General features: G+C 69.0%; 12 protein-coding genes. 7 read left to right on the top strand and 5 right to left on the bottom strand.

Annotated elements, in window-relative coordinates; genetic code table 11:
- The first annotated feature begins 517 nt into the window (after positions 1-517).
- The 4 genes from CFB39_RS26255 to CFB39_RS26240 are packed head-to-tail and all read left to right on the top strand — an operon-like array spanning position 518 to position 9,052.
- The gene (locus CFB39_RS26255; RefSeq protein WP_089475025.1) at positions 518-1,843 is read left to right on the top strand and encodes an MFS transporter; all 1,326 of its coding nucleotides are present in this window, start codon (positions 518-520) and stop codon (positions 1,841-1,843) included.
- Between the two features lie 21 nt (positions 1,844-1,864).
- Positions 1,865-4,462, top strand: a complete 2,598-nt coding sequence (gene nirB, locus CFB39_RS26250) for a nitrite reductase large subunit NirB (protein WP_089475024.1) — start codon at positions 1,865-1,867, stop codon at positions 4,460-4,462.
- 38 nt (positions 4,463-4,500) lie between these two features.
- Entirely contained in the window at positions 4,501-4,848 is a 348-nt protein-coding gene (nirD, locus tag CFB39_RS26245; RefSeq protein WP_069251750.1) for a nitrite reductase small subunit NirD, read from the top strand.
- Between the two features lie 16 nt (positions 4,849-4,864).
- A complete protein-coding gene (locus CFB39_RS26240; RefSeq protein ID WP_089475023.1) occupies positions 4,865-9,052 on the top strand; it encodes a bifunctional nitrate reductase/sulfite reductase flavoprotein subunit alpha in 4,188 nt (1,395 codons plus the stop codon).
- 25 nt (positions 9,053-9,077) lie between these two features.
- Here CFB39_RS26240 and CFB39_RS26235 read toward each other — a convergent pair whose 3' ends face one another.
- Positions 9,078-9,560, bottom strand: a complete 483-nt coding sequence (locus CFB39_RS26235; RefSeq protein ID WP_144030320.1) for a hypothetical protein — start codon at positions 9,558-9,560, stop codon at positions 9,078-9,080.
- Between the two features lie 193 nt (positions 9,561-9,753).
- Between CFB39_RS26235 and CFB39_RS26230 the strand changes: the two genes are divergently transcribed.
- The 3 genes from CFB39_RS26230 to CFB39_RS26220 all read left to right on the top strand — a co-directional run bounded on the left by CFB39_RS26230 (position 9,754) and on the right by CFB39_RS26220 (position 14,406).
- Positions 9,754-10,134 (top strand): hypothetical protein, encoded by a 381-nt coding sequence (locus tag CFB39_RS26230; RefSeq protein ID WP_089475676.1) that lies wholly within the window; start codon positions 9,754-9,756, stop codon positions 10,132-10,134.
- Positions 10,135-10,534: 400 nt separating this feature from the next.
- A complete protein-coding gene (mprF, locus tag CFB39_RS26225) occupies positions 10,535-13,129 on the top strand; it encodes a bifunctional lysylphosphatidylglycerol flippase/synthetase MprF (protein WP_089475021.1) in 2,595 nt (864 codons plus the stop codon).
- The gene (locus CFB39_RS26220) at positions 13,126-14,406 is read left to right on the top strand and encodes a virulence factor family protein (protein ID WP_089475020.1); all 1,281 of its coding nucleotides are present in this window, start codon (positions 13,126-13,128) and stop codon (positions 14,404-14,406) included. Before mprF ends, CFB39_RS26220 begins: the two co-directional genes overlap by 4 nt.
- A 78-nt stretch (positions 14,407-14,484) precedes the next feature.
- Here CFB39_RS26220 and CFB39_RS26215 read toward each other — a convergent pair whose 3' ends face one another.
- From CFB39_RS26215 to CFB39_RS26200, 4 genes are all read right to left on the bottom strand, one after another.
- Positions 14,485-14,898 carry a DUF934 domain-containing protein gene (locus CFB39_RS26215; protein ID WP_089475019.1) on the bottom strand — a complete coding sequence of 138 codons (414 nt, stop codon included), beginning with the start codon at positions 14,896-14,898 and terminating at the stop codon, positions 14,485-14,487.
- The gene (locus tag CFB39_RS26210) at positions 14,895-16,679 is read right to left on the bottom strand and encodes a nitrite/sulfite reductase (protein ID WP_089475018.1); all 1,785 of its coding nucleotides are present in this window, start codon (positions 16,677-16,679) and stop codon (positions 14,895-14,897) included. The genes CFB39_RS26215 and CFB39_RS26210 overlap by 4 nt, the downstream gene beginning before the upstream one ends.
- 201 nt (positions 16,680-16,880) lie before the next feature.
- Positions 16,881-17,276: a hypothetical protein gene (locus tag CFB39_RS26205; protein ID WP_089475017.1), complete on the bottom strand. Its 396-nt coding sequence runs from the start codon at positions 17,274-17,276 to the stop codon at positions 16,881-16,883.
- A 92-nt stretch (positions 17,277-17,368) separates the two neighbouring features.
- The gene (locus tag CFB39_RS26200; RefSeq protein ID WP_089475016.1) at positions 17,369-18,802 is read right to left on the bottom strand and encodes a PLP-dependent aminotransferase family protein; all 1,434 of its coding nucleotides are present in this window, start codon (positions 18,800-18,802) and stop codon (positions 17,369-17,371) included.
- Positions 18,803-18,897: the final 95 nt, after the last annotated feature.

Genomic DNA, 18,897 nt, shown 5'->3' with positions numbered 1-18,897 from the left:
GTTTGCGGGGACTGCCCACCGGCGCCGTTGCCGGTGTCATGCGGCGGATTCAGCAATATCCGGGCCAACCGGCATGACGCGTCGCGCGGGGGCGGCGGCCACGGCGCGCATTGCGCCGCGCGATGGCCCCGAGCGTGAAGGCGGCCGCCGCGCGCGGGCAGCCGCAATGCCGCATCGGCGTGCATCGTGCCCCGTCAGCACGCACCGCGATGTCGCACGGCGATAGTGCTGCATCGCACCAGATCTGTGCCTCGCTGCCTCACGACGCATCGTGGGTGACGTGGCGCCGCGCGTCGCATGACGCCCGACGCGCCTTGCGTGGCGCGGCTGTGGGCCCGATTCGCGACGACATGGCACGGCGTTTGCGTTGGGAGATTCGGGCGGATCAATGGCGATTCGTCCGGCAGTACCGATTACCGACGCGCCCGGCAACGGGCTTCATGGGCAACGGCGTCCTACGCATCGGGTCTCGACGAGACCGGGTGCGCAGGACGCCGTTTTTCGTTTGGCGGATGACATGACCGACAAAGCTACCCGTATCGATCTCTTCAGCTTCCGCACCGCGCCGATGCGCGCGTTCCACCTGACGTGGATGGCGTTCTTCGTGTGTTTCTTCGCGTGGTTCGCGTGCGCGCCGCTGATGCCGCTGATCGCACGCGAATTCCATCTGACGGCCGCACAGGTCGCCAACATCAACATCGCGGCGGTGGCCGCGACGATCGCCGTGCGGCTGCTGGTCGGCCCGCTGTGCGACCGCTTCGGCCCGCGCCGCGTGTACGTCGGCCTGCTGCTGCTCGGCGCGATCCCCGTGTTCGCGGTGTCGTTCACGCATGACTACCTGTCGTTCCTGATCTGCCGGCTCGGCATCGGCGCGATCGGCGCGGGCTTCGTGATCACGCAGTACCACACGTCGGTGATGTTCGCGCCGAACGTCGTCGGCACCGCGAACGCGACGACGGCCGGCTGGGGCAACGCCGGCGCAGGCGCGACGCAGGCGCTGATGCCGCTGCTCGTCGCCGCCGGCCTGATGCTCGGCTTCGGCGAGGATTCGTCGTGGCGCATCGCGCTGGTCGTGCCGGGCGCCGCGATGCTCGTGATGGCCTGGGCGTACTGGCGCTTCACGCAGGATTGCCCGCAAGGCGACATCATCGCGCTGCGCCACGCAGGCGTGACGGTCGACAGCGGCAAGAAGGGCGGCTGGGCGAGCTTCTTCGCGGCGTGCGGCAACTATCGCGTGTGGATGCTGTTCGTCACGTACGGCGCGTGCTTCGGCGTCGAGGTGTTCATTCACAACATCGCCGCGCTGTACTACGTCGATCATTTCAGCCTGTCGCTGAAGGACGCCGGGTTCGCGGTCGGCCTGTTCGGGCTGCTCGCGCTGTTCGCCCGTGCGCTCGGCGGCTGGCTGTCCGACAGGATCGCCGCGCGCCGCAGCCTCGACGTGCGCGCGACGCTGCTGTGCGGGCTGATCATCGGCGAAGGGCTCGGGCTGATCTGGTTCTCGCATGCGCAAAGCGTCGGCGTCGCACTCGTCGCGATGCTTGCGTTCGGCCTCTTCACGCACATGGCCTGCGGCGCGACCTACGCGCTGGTGCCGTTCATCGACCGCAAGGCACTTGGCGGCGTGGCGGGAATCGTCGGCGCGGGCGGCAACGTCGGCGCGGTGGCCGCGAGCTTCCTGCTGAAGGGTGTCGGCGACGTGCAGCACACGCTGAGCCTGCTCGGCCTGGCCGTCACCGCGACCGCGCTGTGCGCGATGGCCGTGCGCTTCAGTGAAGAGCACAAGGCGCGCGAAGCCGAGCTGCGCGACCGCGCGCTGGCTGCCAGCGGCGTCGCGAACTGATCGACCGAAGGAAACGTCACCATGAAACTCATCGTCATCGGCCACGGCATGGTCGGCCACAAGCTCCTCGAATGCGTCGCGGCGGAAGCGGGCGCCGCGGGCGCGCTGCAGGTCACGGTGCTCGGCGAGGAACCGCGCCCGGCGTACGACCGCGTGCACCTGTCGGAATTCTTCGCGGGCAAGTCGGCGGACGACCTGTCGCTCGTCGAACCCGGCTTCTTCGAGCGTCATCCGCAATTCGACCTGCGGCTGAACGCGCAAGTCGCGTCGATCGACCGCGCCGCGCATACGGTCACGCTCGCGTCCGGCGAAACGCTCGCGTACGACAAGCTGGTGCTCGCGACGGGTTCGCGCCCGTTCGTGCCGCCGATGCCGGGGCACGATCGTGACGGCTGCTTCGTGTACCGGACGATCGAGGATCTCGAAGCGATGCAGGCGTGCGGCACGCATGCGAAAAGGGGCGTCGTGGTCGGCGGCGGCCTGCTCGGCCTCGAATGCGCGAAGGCGCTGCGCGACATGGGGCTCGACACGCACGTCGTCGAATTCGCGCCGCGGCTGATGGCCGTGCAGGTCGACGACGGTGGCGGCCGGATGCTGCGCGCGAAGATCGAGGCGCTCGGCGTGACCGTGCATACGGGCAAGAACACGCTGGAAATCGTCGATGGCGAGGCAGGTACGCACCGGATGGCGTTCGCCGACGGCTCGCACCTCGACGCCGACATGATCGTGTTCTCGGCCGGCATCCGTGCCCGCGACGAACTGGCCCGCGCATGCGGTCTGGACATCGGCCCGCGCGGCGGCGTCGCGATCGACGACGCATGCCGCACGAGCGACGCCGACATCTACGCGATCGGCGAATGCGCGGCCTGGAACGGCATGGTGTACGGCCTCGTCGCCCCGGGCTACGACATGGCGCGCGTGGTCGCGAAGCAGCTTTGCGGCGATGCGAACAGTGCGGCCGGGGCCGCCTTCGCCGGTGCGGACATGAGCACGAAGCTGAAGCTGATGGGCGTGGACGTCGCGAGCATCGGCGACGCGCACGGCACGACGGCCGGCAGCCGCACCTACCAGTACGCGGACGAGCGCCGCCAGGTCTACAAGAAGCTCGTGGTGTCCGACTGCGGCAAGTTCCTGCACGGCGCGGTGATGGTCGGCGATGCGGCCGAGTACGGCACGCTGCTGCAGATGATGCTGAACCGCATCGAGCTGCCGGAATCGCCGGAATTCCTGATCCTGCCGTCGTCGGACGGCGTCGCGAAGCCGGCGATCGGCGTCGAGGCGCTGCCCGCGGCCGCGCAGATCTGCTCGTGCAACAACGTGTCGAAATCGCAGATCTGCACGGCGGTCGCCGACGGCGCGACGAGCCTCGGCGCGCTGAAGACGTGCACGGGCGCCGGCACGTCGTGCGGCGGCTGCGTGCCGCTCGTCACGCAGATCATGAAGGCCGAGATGAAGAAGCAGGGCCTCGCGGTCAACAACCATCTGTGCGAGCACTTCCCGCATTCGCGCCAGGAGCTGTTCCACCTGATCCGCGTCGAGCGCATCACGACCTTCGACGAACTGCTCGCGAAGCACGGCCACGGCCTCGGTTGCGACGTGTGCAAGCCGGCGGTGGCGGGCATTCTCGCGTCGTGCTTCAACGAATTCGTGCTGAAGAAGGAGCACGCGGGGCTGCAGGATTCGAACGACTACTACCTCGCGAACATCCAGCGCGACGGCACGTACTCGGTCGTGCCGCGCATGCCGGGGGGCGAAGTCACGCCGGAAGGGCTGATCGCGGTGGGCCAGGTCGCGAAAAAGTATGGCCTGTACACGAAGATCACCGGCGGCCAGCGCGTCGACCTGTTCGGCGCGCGCGTCGAGCAGCTGCCGTCGATCTGGGAAGAACTGATTGCCGCCGGCTTCGAATCGGGCCACGCGTACGGCAAGGCGCTGCGCACCGTGAAATCGTGCGTCGGCTCGACGTGGTGCCGCTACGGCGTCGACGATTCGGTCGGCCTCGCGATCGACCTGGAGAACCGCTACAAGGGGCTGCGCGCACCGCACAAGATCAAGTTCGGCGTGTCCGGCTGCACGCGCGAGTGCGCGGAAGCACAGGGCAAGGACGTCGGCATCATCGCGACCGAGAAGGGCTGGAACCTGTACGTGTGCGGCAACGGCGGGATGAAGCCGCGCCACGCGGAACTGCTCGCGTCCGATCTCGACCGCGCCACGCTGATCCGCTACATCGACCGTCTCCTGATGTTCTACGTGCGCACCGCTGACCGGCTGCAACGCACCAGCGTGTGGCGCGACAACCTCGAAGGCGGCCTCGACTACCTGGTCGACGTCGTCGTGCACGACCGGCTCGGGCTCGGCGCCGAACTCGAAGCCGACATGCAGCACGTGGTGGACACCTACGAGTGCGAATGGAAGAAGGCCGTGACCGATCCGGAAACGCGCAAGCGCTTCCGCCACTTCGTGAACAGCGACGCGCCGGACACGACCATCGAGTTCGTCGAGACGCGCGGCCAGATCCGGCCCGCGACGCCCGGCGAACGCGCGGGCGGCAAGCGCGTGTCGATTCCCGTCGTGGCCGAAGGCGTGACGCAAGCCGCCACCGAACCCGCCACCGTTTGACCCTGACCGACACCCGCGTCTTTTCCAAGGAGCCCATCATGAACGATCGTCTTCCGCTGTCCTGGACCCGTGTGTGCCCGCTCGACGACATCGTGCCCAACACCGGCGTGTGTGCGCTCGTCAACGGCGAGCAGGTTGCGGTTTTTCACGTCGCGCATGCCGAAGTCGGCGGCGTGTTCGCGATCGACAACGTCGATCCGGTCTCGCAGGCGGCCGTGATGTCGCGCGGGCTGATCGGCAGCCTTGGCGAGCGCGTGGTCGTCGCGTCGCCGCTGTACAAGCAGCACTTCGATCTGCGCACCGGCGAATGTCTCGAGGCGCCCGAGCAGTCGGTGAGCGCGTATCCGTCGCGGGTCGAGGACGGTTTCGTGTGGATCGCAGCCTGACCGCCCCGGAGCGCGCATGACCGCCACCCCCGTCAAGAGCGTGTGTCCGTACTGCGGCGTCGGCTGCGGGATGGTGCTGCACGTCGAGGAAGGCGAAGTTGTCAAGGTGTCCGGCGACGCCGACCATCCGACCAACTTCGGGCGGCTGTGCACGAAGGGCGCGTCGGCGCACGTCGCGCTGCGCCGCTCGGGGCGGCTCGACCGCGCGTTCGTGCGCCGGGCGCGCGAGGAGGACCTGGTGCCGCTGCCGGCCCGCGACGCGATCGCCGACACCGCGCGCCGCCTGCGCGCGGTGCTCGACGCGCACGGGCCCGACGCGCTGTCGTTCTACGTTTCGGGGCAGATGTCGATCGAGGCGCAATACCTCGTCAACAAGCTCGCGAAGGGCTTCGTCGGCACCCACAACATCGAGTCGAATTCGCGCCTGTGCATGGCGAGCGCAAGTACCGGCTACAAGCAGTCGCTCGGCGCGGACGGCCCGCCCGGGTCGTACCAGGATTTCGATCGCGCGAACCTGTTCTTCGTGATCGGCGCGAACATGGCCGACTGTCATCCGATCCTGTTCCTGCGGATGATGGATCGCGTGAAGGCCGGCGCGAAGCTGATCGTCGTCGATCCGCGCCGCACCGGCACGGCCGACAAGGCCGACCTGTTCCTGCAGATCCGGCCGGGCACCGATCTCGCGCTGACCAACGGGCTGCTGCATCTGCTGCACGCGAACGGCCGCACCGATGCAGCGTTCATCGAAGCGTTCACCGAAGGCTGGGACGCGATGCCCGCGTTCCTCGCCGACTACACGCCCGAGCGTGTCGCCGACATCACCGGGCTCGCGGAAGCCGACCTGCGCACGGCCGCGCAATGGATCGGCGATGCGCCGGAGTGGATGAGCTGCTGGACGATGGGGCTCAACCAGAGCACGCACGGCGTGTGGAACACCAATACGATCTGCAATCTGCATCTCGCGACGGGCAAGCTCTGCCGCGCCGGCAGCGGCCCGTTCTCGCTGACCGGCCAGCCGAACGCGATGGGCGGGCGCGAGATGGGCTACATGGGCCCCGGGCTGCCGGGCCAGCGCTCGGTGGCGTCCGACGACGATCGCCGCTTCGTCGAGAGCCTGTGGCGCGTGCCGGCCGGCACGCTGCGCAAGGAGGCGGGGCAAGGCACGGTGGACCTGTTCTCGCGGATGGCGGCCGGCGACATCAAGGCGTGCTGGATCATCTGCACGAACCCGGTCGCGACGGTGCCGAACCGGCAGAACGTGATCGCCGGGTTGCAGGCCGCCGAGCTCGTGATCGCGCAGGATGCATTCCTCGACACCGAGACCAACCGCTATGCGGACATCCTGCTGCCCGGCGCGCTGTGGGCCGAGGGTGACGGCGTGATGGTCAACTCCGAGCGCAACATGACGCTGATGCGCGCGGCGGTCGCGCCGCCCGGTGACGCGCTGCCCGACTGGCGCATCGTCGCGGAAGTCGCGCGTGCGATGGGCTTCGGCGAAGCGTTCGACTATGCGTCGGCGGCCGACGTGTTCGACGAGATCGTGCGCTTCTCGAATCCGGCGACCGGCTACGACCTGCGCGGCGCGAGCCATGCGGCGCTGCGCGACGGGCCCGTGCAGTGGCCGGTCGCGCCGGGCACCGCGCGCGAGCGGCACCCGATCCGCTACCTGAACGACGGCGTGAGCCAGACGCTGCGCGCGGCGGGCAACGGTGACGCGACCGACGCGCCGCGCCTCGCGTTCCCGACGCCGTCGGGCAAGGCGCGCTTCTTCGCGCGGCCGCATGTCGATCCGGCCGAGCTGCCGGACGACACGTTCCCGATCGTGCTGAACACCGGGCGGCTGCAGCATCAGTGGCACACGATGACGAAGACGGGCAAGGTCGCGATGCTGAACAAGCTCAACCCGCGCCCGTTCGTCGAACTGCACCCGGACGATGCGAGCGCGCTCGGCATCGCCGCGAAGGACAGCGTCGAGATCCGCTCGGCGCGCGGCCGCGCGGTGTTGCCGGCCGTCGTGACCGAGCGCGTGCGGCGCGGCAACTGCTTCGCGCCGATGCACTGGAACGACGTGTACGGCGACGACCTGTGCATCAACGCCGTGACGAACGACGCGATCGATCCGGAATCGCAGCAACCCGAACTGAAATACTGCGCGGTCGCGCTGCGGCGCGTCGAGACGGATGCGTTCACGTCCGTCGTTGAAGCGACCGCGCAAGCCGATGCACGCGCCGACGACACGCTGCCCGCGCCCGCACCGACGCTTGCTTCACAGGAATCCGACATGGCAGACATCGACACTTTCGCGGCCGCGCTCGGCGTGGCCGACCTCGCGCCGCCGCCGTTGACGGACACCGAACGGCTGTACGTGGCCGGCCTCGTCAGCGGGCTGAAGGCGAGCGCGGGCCGGCGCGAGGGCGGCGTGCCCGTGCTGCCGGCCGGCGCGCCGCTCACGCCGCCGGTGCGGTTCTGGCTCGACGGCATGCTGGCCGGGCTGTTCAGCCGCACGCTGCCGGCGAGCGTGCCGGGTGCAGCGGCGCCTGCGCCGACGGCCGACGCCACTGCGTCCGGCGGCGTGCGGATCGTGCGCACGCGGCCGAAGGTCGTGCTGCTGTGGGCGTCGCAGACCGGCAACATCGAATCGTTGACCGAGGATTACGCGACGCACCTGATGAACGCGGGCTTCGAGATCCGCACCGCGTGCATGTCGGACTATCCGGCGGCGTCGCTCGCCGGCGCGCAATACGTGCTGCTGATGACGAGCACGTTCGGCGACGGCGATGCGCCCGACAACGGCAGCGAATTCTGGGACGCGCTGCGGGCCGGCAGCGCCGCGCGCCTCGACGGCGTGCACTTCGCGGTGCTCGCGTTCGGCGATCGCAACTACGACCAGTTCTGCGGCCACGGCCGCCGGCTCGACGCGCGGCTCGCGGAGCTGGGCGCGGCGCGCCTCTGCGCGCGCGTCGATTGCGACGTCGAATTCCAGCGCGACGCCGACCAGTGGCTCGAACGCGTCGTCGCGCGGATCAAGGAGGCCGATGCCGCGCTGCATGCGGTGCCGACTGGCGGGATGAGCCCGTCGGGGCTGCTGCCGACCAAGGCGCATCCGGCGCCGTCGAAGCTCGTCGCGAACCTGCGGCTGAACCGCCCGGGCGCGGCGAAGGACACGCGCTACGTGTCGCTGTCGACCGAAGGCGCGAACCTCGAATACGAAACCGGCGACGCGCTCGGCGTGTGGCCGACCAACTGCCCGGAGCTGGTCGACGAGCTGCTGTCGGTCACCGCGCTGAAGGCCGATGCGCCCGTGTCGGTGGCGGGCGTCGGCGACGTGCGCCTCGGCGATGCACTCGCGCGTCACTTCGACATCACGCGCCCGCATCCGGACACGCTCGCTTTCATCGCGTCGCGCAGCACGAACGGCGCGCTGAAGTCGCTGCTCGGCGACGACCGCAAGGGCGACCTGAAGCAATGGCTGTGGGGGCAACAACTCGCGGACGTGCTGCACGAGTTTCCAGTCGAGCTGTCGGGCACGGAGCTGGTCGGGATGCTCAAGCGCATGCAGCCGCGCCTCTATTCGATCGCGTCGAGCCCGAGCGCGCACCAGGGCGAGATCCACCTGACCGTGTCGGCCGTGCGCTATCACAATGGCCGGCGCGCGCGCAAAGGCGTGGCGTCGACGTTCCTCGCCGATCGCGCGGACGACGGCCGCGTGCCGGTGTTCGTGCAGAAGTCCGCGCATTTCCGGCCGCCGGTGAACGGTGACGTGCCGATCGTGATGGTCGGCCCGGGCACCGGTGTCGCGCCGTTCCGCGGCTTCCTGCACGAGCGGCAGGCGCGCGGCGCGCGCGGGCGCAACTGGCTGTTCTTCGGCGAGCAGCATGCGCAGACCGACTTCTACTACGGCGACGAGCTGGGCGCGATGCACGACAGCGGGTTCCTGACGCGGCTCGACCTCGCGTTCTCGCGCGACCAGGCCGACAAGATCTACGTGCAGGACCGGATGCGCGAGCAGGGTGCCGAGCTGTTCGCGTGGCTGGAGGAAGGCGCGCACTTCTACGTGTGCGGCGATGCCGCGCGGATGGCGAAGGATGTCGACACGGCGCTGAAGGCGGTGGTCGCCGAGCACGGCGGGATGTCGGATGAAGCCGCGAACGATTATGTCGCGCGGCTTTCGAAGGCGCGGCGCTACATGCGGGACGTGTACTGAATGCCGGCGCCGCGGGCCCGGTGGGTTACGCGTGATCGTCCGGTTGCGGCCGGTTGAACCACTGCCGGCTCGAGCGCGACAGCAACAGCAAGGTCGCCAGCGTGAACAGGCAGTAGACGGCGCTCAGGAAATCGACCGGCCGATGGGCGACCGTAAAGGCCATCAATGCGAGCGTGGCGATGACCAGCCCGATCATCGTGATGCGCGCCCAGTTCTTCCGGCGCGCGATCTGCACGACGAGCAGCGCGAGGACGATGGCGATCGCGATGAAGGCCGCCGCGAGTATCTGGACGAACCTGACGCGTAACGCGTCGCCCGAGACGCGGTCGAGCAGGGCCGGAACGATGGCCGACTCGAAAATGGCGATCCGGTACGCGAAGATGCACCACGCACCTGCCAGCAACGTGACGGCCACCCGGACCGTTTCCGGCGTATCTCCGCCGAAAATCGGCATATTCTTCAGCGAAGTCATTTTCATTCCGATGGGTTCCTTCGCGGCGGCGGGCATGCCGCTTGCGCTCGGCTGGCGGCGTCGCGGCCGCAGGCGGGAATCGATCGTCGCAGCGTAGCACAGGCGTCGGCGCCGGCAACGGCCGGTTCGTTTCGCGGCCGGCGCGCACCTTCCTTCACGATCGACCGGAGCAAACATGAAGACGAGATTCGTCACGGCGACGGCCCGGGCCGCGACCGTCGGCATCCTGATGGCGGCAGCGGCATGGAACCTGCCCGCCGCCGCGCAGGGCGCGTCGTCGCCGGTCGGGTCGGCCGCCGCGACCCCCGACAACGCGGTACTGCTCACGGTATTCCTGAAACACGACCAGTCGCGCCCGCTGGCCGAGCTGAATGCGCAGCTTGCGAAGCAGGGGTTTTACAAGGCGTTTCCGCCGCCGGGTGTCGAAGTGGTGAGCTGGACCGTGACGATGGGGATCGGGCAGATCGTCGTGTTGCGGTTGCCGGCGTCGCGGCTGCGGGAGGTCAATCGCGTGCTCGAGGATACGGCGTGGGGCGCGTACCGGACGGAGTTCTATCCGACTTACGACTACAAGGCGATCGGGTTGGGGGAGCATGAGCGGGCGAAGTGACGGCAAACGGGTGCTTGCCCGAGATCGGCGCCTCCCGTCCCGGAAAGCCGCGCGGCGTTGCGTATTTGTCCCTGCCCGCGCGGGCGCTCCCGGCGATTTTTTCCCAAATGCATCACAAGTCATTCATCAGATGAAAAAACCATCCCGGTTCCCGGTATGATGCGCACCTTGCGTCGCAGGACGCCTTGTTTCTTTATGCGTTTTTGATGGTCGAGATACCACAAATCCGCACAAAGCCGACGTGAAAGATTCTGTAATATAAATTCCGTATACTCGTAAGTTCTGACCCAGGCGTCTCCGAGCCCGTCTTCGGCCGGCCGCCCACGCAGAACAACCACAGATACGTCGCCGCCCGGCCAACCCGCGCCGCGACACGCTATGCACCACCACTGAACAACTTATGTCTTCCCGCCACTCTGGTTCGCCTGGTCGTGCCGCGGCGGTGATCGCCCGTGCCCGGGCGCTGATCCGCAACGAGCGCGTGCTGTCGCCGCTGCTCGCGCTCGGCATCGGCCTGCTGCTGATCGTGGTTTTCCAGCACCTGTCGGAATCCGTCGACTACCGGTCGGTGATCCGCCAGCTGCGTCACATGTCCGCCGGCGAGTGGGGCGCGTCGCTGGCCGCGACGGCCCTCAGCTATCTCGCGCTCGTCGCCCGCGACGCGGTCGGCCTGCGCTACGTCGCCGCGAAGGTGCCGCGCGTCGCGCTGTGGATCGGCGCGATCGCCGGGTCCGCGCTCGGTAACGCGACCGGCTTCGGCGCGCTGACGGGCGGCGCGGTGCGCGCACGCGTGTACGGCGTGTCGGGCGTCACGCCCGCGCAGATCGGCCGGATGACGGTGTTCACGAGCGGCACGCTGGCGCTCGCGATGGTGTTGATGACGGCAGTCGGCATGGTGTGCATGCCGGAGGCGCTCGCCGCGATGCTGCACGTCGCGCCCGGCGTGCTGACCTGGACCGGGGCGGCGCTGCTGGTGGTGCTGGCCGCGATGGTCGTGATGTGCGGCCACACCGCGCGCCCGGTCGTCACGCGCTTCAAGTGGCTGTCGTTCGACGTGCCGGCACGGCGCGATCTCGTTGCGCAGGTCGTCTATGCGGTGCTCGACGTCGTCGCGGCGGGCCTGACGCTGTGGGTGCTGCTGCCGGCCGCGCCGGTCGGCTTCCCGACCTTCATTACTGTTTACGCCGCCGCGTTGCTGCTCGGGATGATCGGCCATACGCCGGGCGGGATCGGTGTGTTCGAAGCCGCGATGGTCTTCACGCTGGGCCGCGAAGTGCCGCCGCACGCGATGGTCGCCGCGCTGATCGCGTATCGCGCGATCTATTTCGGCGTGCCGCTCGTGCTGTCGGCCGGCCTGCTGGCCGGTTTCGAGGGCCGCGCGCTGCGGCGCCGGCTCGTGACGCGGCAGGCCGTGCGCGTGTCGCAGCTCGCACCGGTGTTCCTGAGCCTCGTGACGTTCGCGGTCGGCGGGATGCTGGTGATCTCGAGCGCGACGCCTGCATTCTGGCACCGGATCGCGATCCTGCGCCACCTCGTGCCGCTGTGGGTGCTCGAAGGCTCGCAGGTGATCTGCAGCGTGCTCGGCGTGGCGCTGCTGTTCGTCGCGCGCGGGCTGCTGCGCCGCCTCGACGGTGCCTGGTGGATGACCTTCGCGCTGACGCTCGCCAGCCTCGCGCTGTCGCTGGCGAAGGGCCTCGCGTTCGTCGAGGCCGGCGTGCTCGGCACGCTGCTGGTGCTGCTGCTCGTCAGCCGTCGCCGCTTCAACCGCCATTCGTCGCTGCTGGCGGAGCGCTTCACGGTGAGCTGGTTCGTGTCGGTGGCGATGGTGCTGATGCTGGCCGTGTGGGTGCTGTTCTTCGCGTTCCGCGACGTGCCGTACACGCGCGAGCTGTGGTCGCATTTCTCGTTCGACGCGCGCGCGCCGCGGGCGCTGCGCGCGACGCTCGCGTCCGGCGTGTTCGTCGCGCTGTTCGCGTTGTGGCAACTGCTGCGCCCGGCGCCGGGGCGCTTCGTGAAGCCTGCGGAGCAGGACCTGTCGGATGCTGAACGAATCATCCGCGCGCAGGAATGCAGCGATGCGGGCCTCGCGCTGATGGGCGACAAGTCGTTCCTGTTCTCGGAGTCCCGCCGGGCCTTCCTGATGTATGCGAAGAACGGCCGCACGTGGGCCGCGCTGCACGATCCGGTCGGGCCGCGCGAGGAATGGCCGGCGCTGATCAGCAAGTTCATCGCGCTCGCCCACGCGCATAGCGGCCGTGCGGCGTTCTACCAGGTGCGCGCGAACGCGCTGCCGCTGTATCTCGACGCGGGGCTCACGCTGATGAAGCTCGGCGAGGAAGCGCATATCGCGCTCGACCGGTTCGACCTGAAGGGTTCGAACCGCTCGCACCTGCGCTACGCGCTGCGCCGCGGCGACAAGGACGCGCTGACGGTCGAGGTGATCGCGCCGAGCGACGTGCCGGCCGCGCTGCCGGCGCTGCGCGACATCTCGGACGGCTGGCTCGACAGCCGCGACGCGCGCGAGAAGAGCTTCTCGGTCGCCGCGTTCCACGACGGCTATCTGGCGACGCAGTCGGTGATGCTCGTGCGGCAGGCCGACAAGCCGATCGCGTTCGTCACGTTCATGACGACCGACCTCAACACCGAGGCGACGGTCGGCGTGATGCGCCATCTGCCGGACGCGTCGCCGTACGCGATGGAATATCTGTTTACGCAGCTCGCGCTGCATCTGAAGGAAGCGGGTTTCCGCAAGCTGAGCCTGGGCATCGCGCCGTTCTCGGGGATGGGGGCGGCGAAGATGCCGTCGCCGTTGCACCGCATCGGCCTGATGGTCTGGCGCTTCGGCGGCCGCTTCTACAACTTCCGCGGCTTGCGCGCATTCAAGAGCAAGTTCGAACCGCACTGGGAGCCGCGTTACCTCGCGGCCTCGGGCACGGTCGGCGTGTTCGTCACGCTGGCGGATCTGTCATTGCTGGCTGGAGGTCGGCGTTCATGATGTTGAAGAAGGGAATCGCGCGGGCGGCAGCCGCCTGCGCGGGAATGATGCTGGCCGGCGCCGCGTGCGCCACGCAACCAGCCGCAATGAAGGCCGAAACCGTATCGGGCGGCCGCTACGGGCCCGTGACCGTGACCAAACCCAGCGGGCCGCTGCGCGGCTTCGTCGTGCTGTTCTCGCGCGAGGCCGGCTGGAATGCGGCCGACCAGCAGGCCGCCGAGGCGCTCGCGAAGGCCGGTGCGATGACGGTCGGCGTCGATTCCGAGCGGTATGCGATGAATCTCGCCGCGAAACAGGAGACCTGCCATCACCTCGACGGCGACGCCGAAGCGGTCAGTCACCAGCTCGAGCGCCTTGCACAGTCGTCGCGCTACTTCACGCCGATCGTCGCGGGCGTCGGCCAGGGCGGCACGATCGCGAAGCAGATCCTGTCGATGGCGCCGGAGAACACGATCGCCGGTGTCGTATCGGTCGATCCGGCCGCCAGGCTCGATCCGCGCTTCAAGCCGTGCCCGCCCGATCCGACGATCGTGCGCCGCGCGATGCCGGGCTTCGTCGACACGGCGGCCACGGGCGATTCCGCGAAGCTCGTGTCGCTCGTCACGTCGCATCTGCTGGACACCACCCGCGGCGACGAACTCGACGTGTCGGACCTGCCGCTCGTCGAGCTGCCGGCCAAGGGTGGCAACGGCCAGCTCGCGATCGTGATCTCGGGTGACGGCGGCTGGCGCGATCTCGACAAGACGATCGCCGAGGCGCTGCAGCGCGACGGCGTGTCGGTGGTCGGCATCGACAGCCTGCGCTATTTCTGGAGCGAGAAGCCGCCGGCACAGGTGAGCCGCGATCTCGCGCGCGTGATGCGCACCTACATGGCGCGCTGGCATGCGAATCGGGTGGCGCTGGTCGGCTATTCGTTCGGTGCCGACGTGATGCCGTTCGCGTACAACCGGCTGCCGGCCGACCTGCGCGACAAGGTCGCCGTGATGTCGCTGCTCGGCTTCGCGCCGGCCGCCGATTTCCAGATCCGCGTGACGGGCTGGCTCGGCATGCCCGCAAGCGACAAGGCGCTGAAGGTCGCGCCGGAAATCGCGAAGGTGCCGCCGCAGCTCGTGCAGTGCTTCTATGGCGCGGAAGAGAAGGACACGATGTGTCCGGCACTCGTGAACACGGGCGCCGACGTGATCAAGACGCAGGGCGATCACCACTTCGGCCGCGACTACATCGCGCTCGAGAAGAAGATTCTCGGCGCGTTCGGCAAGCCGGTCGCGGCGCGCTGAACGCCGGCGCCCGCTTCGCGGCGGGCGCCGGCCGATAGCTTCCGGTTCAGCGTACGGGCGGCCTGCGGGCCGCCCGTTTCATTTTGCGGCGGGCGTTGCCGTTCGCGCATCGTGCTGGTAGAAGCCGGTGAACCGGTCGAGCTGACGCCGTGCGGCCGTGATGTCCGTGCCGTCGCCAAGCACCGCGCTCGAAAACCCCGTGCGCTCCATCAACAGCAACTGGTCTACCAGCACCTCGCCGGTCGCGCGCAGGTCGCCGGCGAAGCCGTAGCGCTTGCGCAGCAGGTACGCCTGGCTGTATGCACGGCCGTCGGTGAACGACGGGAACGCCAGGTCGATACGCGCGGCTTGCGCGATTTGCCCGGCGAGCGGCGGCAGTTCCTCGTCGTTGCCGATCGTCAGCGTCGCGTCGTCGTGCTGCAGCGTGTCGCCGGCGTGTTCGGCCGGCGTCAGCAGCCGGATGCGTGTGGTCGAACTCTCTCCGTGCGTCATGCGGGCTCCACCTGATGGCGCGCGTCGTTCGCGGCGGCCTTGAAGGGTTCCGTGCCGATGCGGCGGACGGTGTCGATGAATCGCTCGCTGCGGCCGTCGTCGTCGATGCGCGCGTCGAGATACGCGTTGACGATCGCATCGACGACATCGACGATCTCGTCCGCCGAAAACGACGGGCCGATCACCTTGCCCGGCCGCGCGGGGCCGCTCGCGCTCGAGCCGTCCGAGCCGCCGAGCGTGACCTGGTACCACTCGGCGCCGTCCTTGTCGACGCCGAGGATGCCGAGGTGGCCGCTGTGATGATGGCCGCACGAGTTGATGCAGCCGCTGATGTGCAGGTCGATGTCGCCGACGTCGTGCAGCATGTCGAGATCCTGGAAGCGCTCGGCGATCGCATCGGCGATCGGGATCGAGCGTGCATTCGCGAGCGCGCAGAAGTCGCCGCCCGGGCACGCGATCATGTCCGTCAGGAGTCCGACGTTCGCGCTGGCGAGCCCGATCGCACGCGCGTTTTCCCACAGCAGGAACAGGTCGTCGACATGCACCCATGGCAGCACGACGTTCTGCGTGTGCGTGACGCGCGCCTCGCCGGCCGAGAACTGGTCGGCGAGATCGGCGAGCGCGTCGAGCTGGTCCGGCGACGCGTCGCCCGGTGCCTGCAGGCGTCGCTTGAACGACAGCGTGACGATGCGCAGCGCCGGATCGCGGTGGTCGGCCACATTGCGTGCGAGCCAGCGCGCGAAGGCCGGATGGCGGGCCGCCTGGGCCGACAGGCGCAGGTTCGCGTCGCGCAGGCTGACCGTGCGCGGCTTGAGCCGCGGCGGGACGAACGATGCGGCGACGCGGTCGAACTCGACCTGTGGAATCGTGTGCAGCCCGCCGTCGTGATCGACGATCTGGCGGAACTCTTCCTCGACGTCGTCGATATAGCGCTGTCCCTCGGTCTTCACGAGGATCTTGATGCGCGCCTTGTACTTGTTGTCGCGCCGTCCGTATCGGTTGTACACGCGGACGATCGCCTCGATGTAGTTCATCACGTGCTGCCATGGCAGGAACGCGCGCAGCAGCGTCGCGATCATCGGCGTGCGGCCCATCCCGCCGCCGACGCTCACCCGAAAGCCGAGCGCACCCGCGTCGTTGCGCACGAGCTTCAGCCCGACGTCGTGCCAGTCGGTGGCGGCGCGGTCTTCGGTCGCGCCGGTGATCGCGATCTTGAACTTGCGCGGCAGGAACGCGAACTCGGGGTGCAGCGTGGTCCACTGACGCATCACTTCGGCGAACGGGCGCGGATCGGCGATCTCGTCCGGCGCGACGCCGGCGCGCTCGTCGCACGAGATATTGCGGATGCAGTTGCCGCTCGTCTGGATGCCGTGCATGTCGACGGTCGCGAGCAGGTCCATCACGTCGGCGGCCTTGTCGAGCGGAATCCAGTTGAACTGCACGTTGGTGCGCGTCGTGAAGTGCGCGCTGCGGGTCGGCAGGCGCAGCGTGCCGAGCACGGCCTGCGCGTCGGATGCGGCGCGGTAGGTGGCGTCGTCCGGCACGTCGTAGTCGCGCGCGATCCGCGCGAGCACGCGCAGCTGCGCGCTCGACAGTTCGCCGTACGGGACGGCCACGCGCAGCATCGGCGCGTGGCGCTGCACGTACCAGCCGTTCTGCAGGCGCAGCGGCCGGAAGGCGTCTTCGCTCAGCGTGCCGTGCTGCCAGCGTTCGAGCTGGTCGCGAAACTGGGCGGCGCGGCTGTGCACGAGCGCCCGGTCGAAAACGGTATATCGATACATGACGTGATACGCGAGAGGAGCCGTGGCGCGGAGCGCGCGGCTCGGGACAGACGTTGCGACGGGTGTCAGGCAACCGGGGACAGCGTAGGGAACGCGGTGCGGCGGGACAAGCAGCAGATGGGGACGAAAAGGGCGCAGCAGATGGCCGGCGTGAGCCCGACGTGGGCCGGGCATGCGTGCGGGCATGCCCGTGGCGGGCGTTTATGCGGCGGCGTCGACGACGAGCGCCGGATCGAGCGCGCGGATGCGCTGGTCGATGAAGTAGCCGCCGCCTTCCTGATAGCGCAGGAACAGGCGGCCGCACGAGCGGCAGCGGTTGACGGTGCAGCGGTTGTACGGGAAATGGCGCAGCGCGATCGGCGCGTCGTCCGACGCGTAGCGCGTGCCAGCCGGGTGATATTCGGCGTAGGTCGGCTCCGTCTCGTCGGGCGGCGCGAGCGTGGCGACTTCGGTCAGTTGCGCGTCCTGCAGCGACAGCGGCAGGGTCGTCCATCCGGCGAGCGGCGTTTTCGTGCAGATGCACGACTGCGTGATGTGCGCGGCTTCAGCGGTCAGTTTCAACAGCGCGTCGTGATCGAGGTAGGGCAGTTGACTCATCGGAAATCATGAAGGGCGGCGGGAACAGCACTGTAACCCGCGTGCGGATTGCGCGCATCACCGTGACGCACGCGGGGCGCACCGGGTGAGATTCAGCCGCCCTTGCGGACCGACGGCTGCGCGACGAGCTCGCCGAGCACACGGATCGCACGCTCGATGTCGCGGCTCCACGGATGGCCGAAGTTCACGCGCACGCAACGCTCGAAGCCGTGCGCGGCCGAAAACAGCGGCCCCGGCGCGAAGCTGATCCCGCATGCGATCGCCTGGCGATGCAGCTCCATCGCGTCGATCGCGTCGGGAAACGCAAGCCACAGAAAATAGCCGCCTTCCGGCCGCACCCATTCGACGCCGGCCGGCAGCCAGCGCCGCAGCGCGTCGTCCATCCGGTCGAGCTGCGCGTGCAGCGCGCCGCGCAGCTTGCGCAAATGCCGGTCGTAGCCGCCGTGCTCGAGATAGTTCGCGATGCCGACCTGCGCGGGAATGCTGGCCGACAGCGTCGTCATCAGCTTGAGCCGCTGCACCTTCTCCGCGAACCGTCCGGCGGCGGTCCAGCCGATCCGGTAGCCGGGCGCGAGCGTCTTCGAGAACGAACTGCAATGCATCACGAGGCCGTGCCGGTCGAACGCGCGCGCGGGCAGCGGATAGTCGGGGCCGAAGTGCAGCTCGCCGTACACGTCGTCCTCGATCAGCGGCACGTCGCGCGCGGCGAGCAACTCGACGAGCGCGCGCTTCTTCTCGGCGGACAGCGTGACGCCGGTCGGATTCTGGAAGTTGGTCATGAACCAGCACGCGCGGATGTCGTGCCGGTCGAGCGCGTTCGCGAGCGCGTCGAGATCGAGGCCCGTGCGCGGATCGACGGGTATCTCGACCGCGCGCAGGTCGAGCCGCTCGATCGCCTGCAGCGCCGCATAGAAACCGGGCGCTTCGACGGCCACGACGTCGCCGGGCCGCGTGACGGCCATCAGGCACAGGTTCAGCGCTTCGAGCGCGCCGTTCGTGACGACGATCTCGTCGATCGGCTGCGAGATGCCGGTCGCGAGATAGCGCCGCGCGATCTGCTGGCGCAGCGCTTCGTTGCCGGGCGGCAGGTCGACGACCGTGCTCCACGGGCTGACGAGCCGCGTGGCCTGCGCGAGCGATTTCGCGAGACGCGGCAGCGGAAACAGTTGCGGCGACGGGAACGCGGAGCCGAGCGGCACGATGCCGGGTTGGGTCGCCGCGTCGAGGACGGAGAACACGAGGCTGCTGATGTCGACCTTGCGCGTGACGCCGGCGCGGCTTGCCTGGCGTTTGGCGGCCGGGCTTGCCGCCGGCGTGGCGCCCGGCGCGACGTAGTAGCCCGAGCGTTCGCGCGCGCGGATCAGCCCCCACTGTTCGAGCAGGTAGTACGCGCGAAACACCGTCGACTGGCTCACGCCGTGCTGCGCGATGATCTGCCGCAGCGACGGCAGGCGCGTGCCGACGGCGAGGTTGCCGTTGCGGATGTCGTCGGCGATCGTGTGGGCGAGGGTTTCGTAGCGTTTCATCGGCGAGGGTGGCGCGCGCCGTCGCCACGCGCGGGCCGGGGTGGCGCCGCGCCGGCGGGCGCGGCTCATTGTCCGATGCGCGGCCCGAAAAGGAA

Source organism: Burkholderia sp. AU6039, assembly GCF_002223365.1.
Classification (GTDB): domain Bacteria; phylum Pseudomonadota; class Gammaproteobacteria; order Burkholderiales; family Burkholderiaceae; genus Burkholderia.
This window is presented reverse-complemented; position numbering and strand designations above follow the sequence as displayed.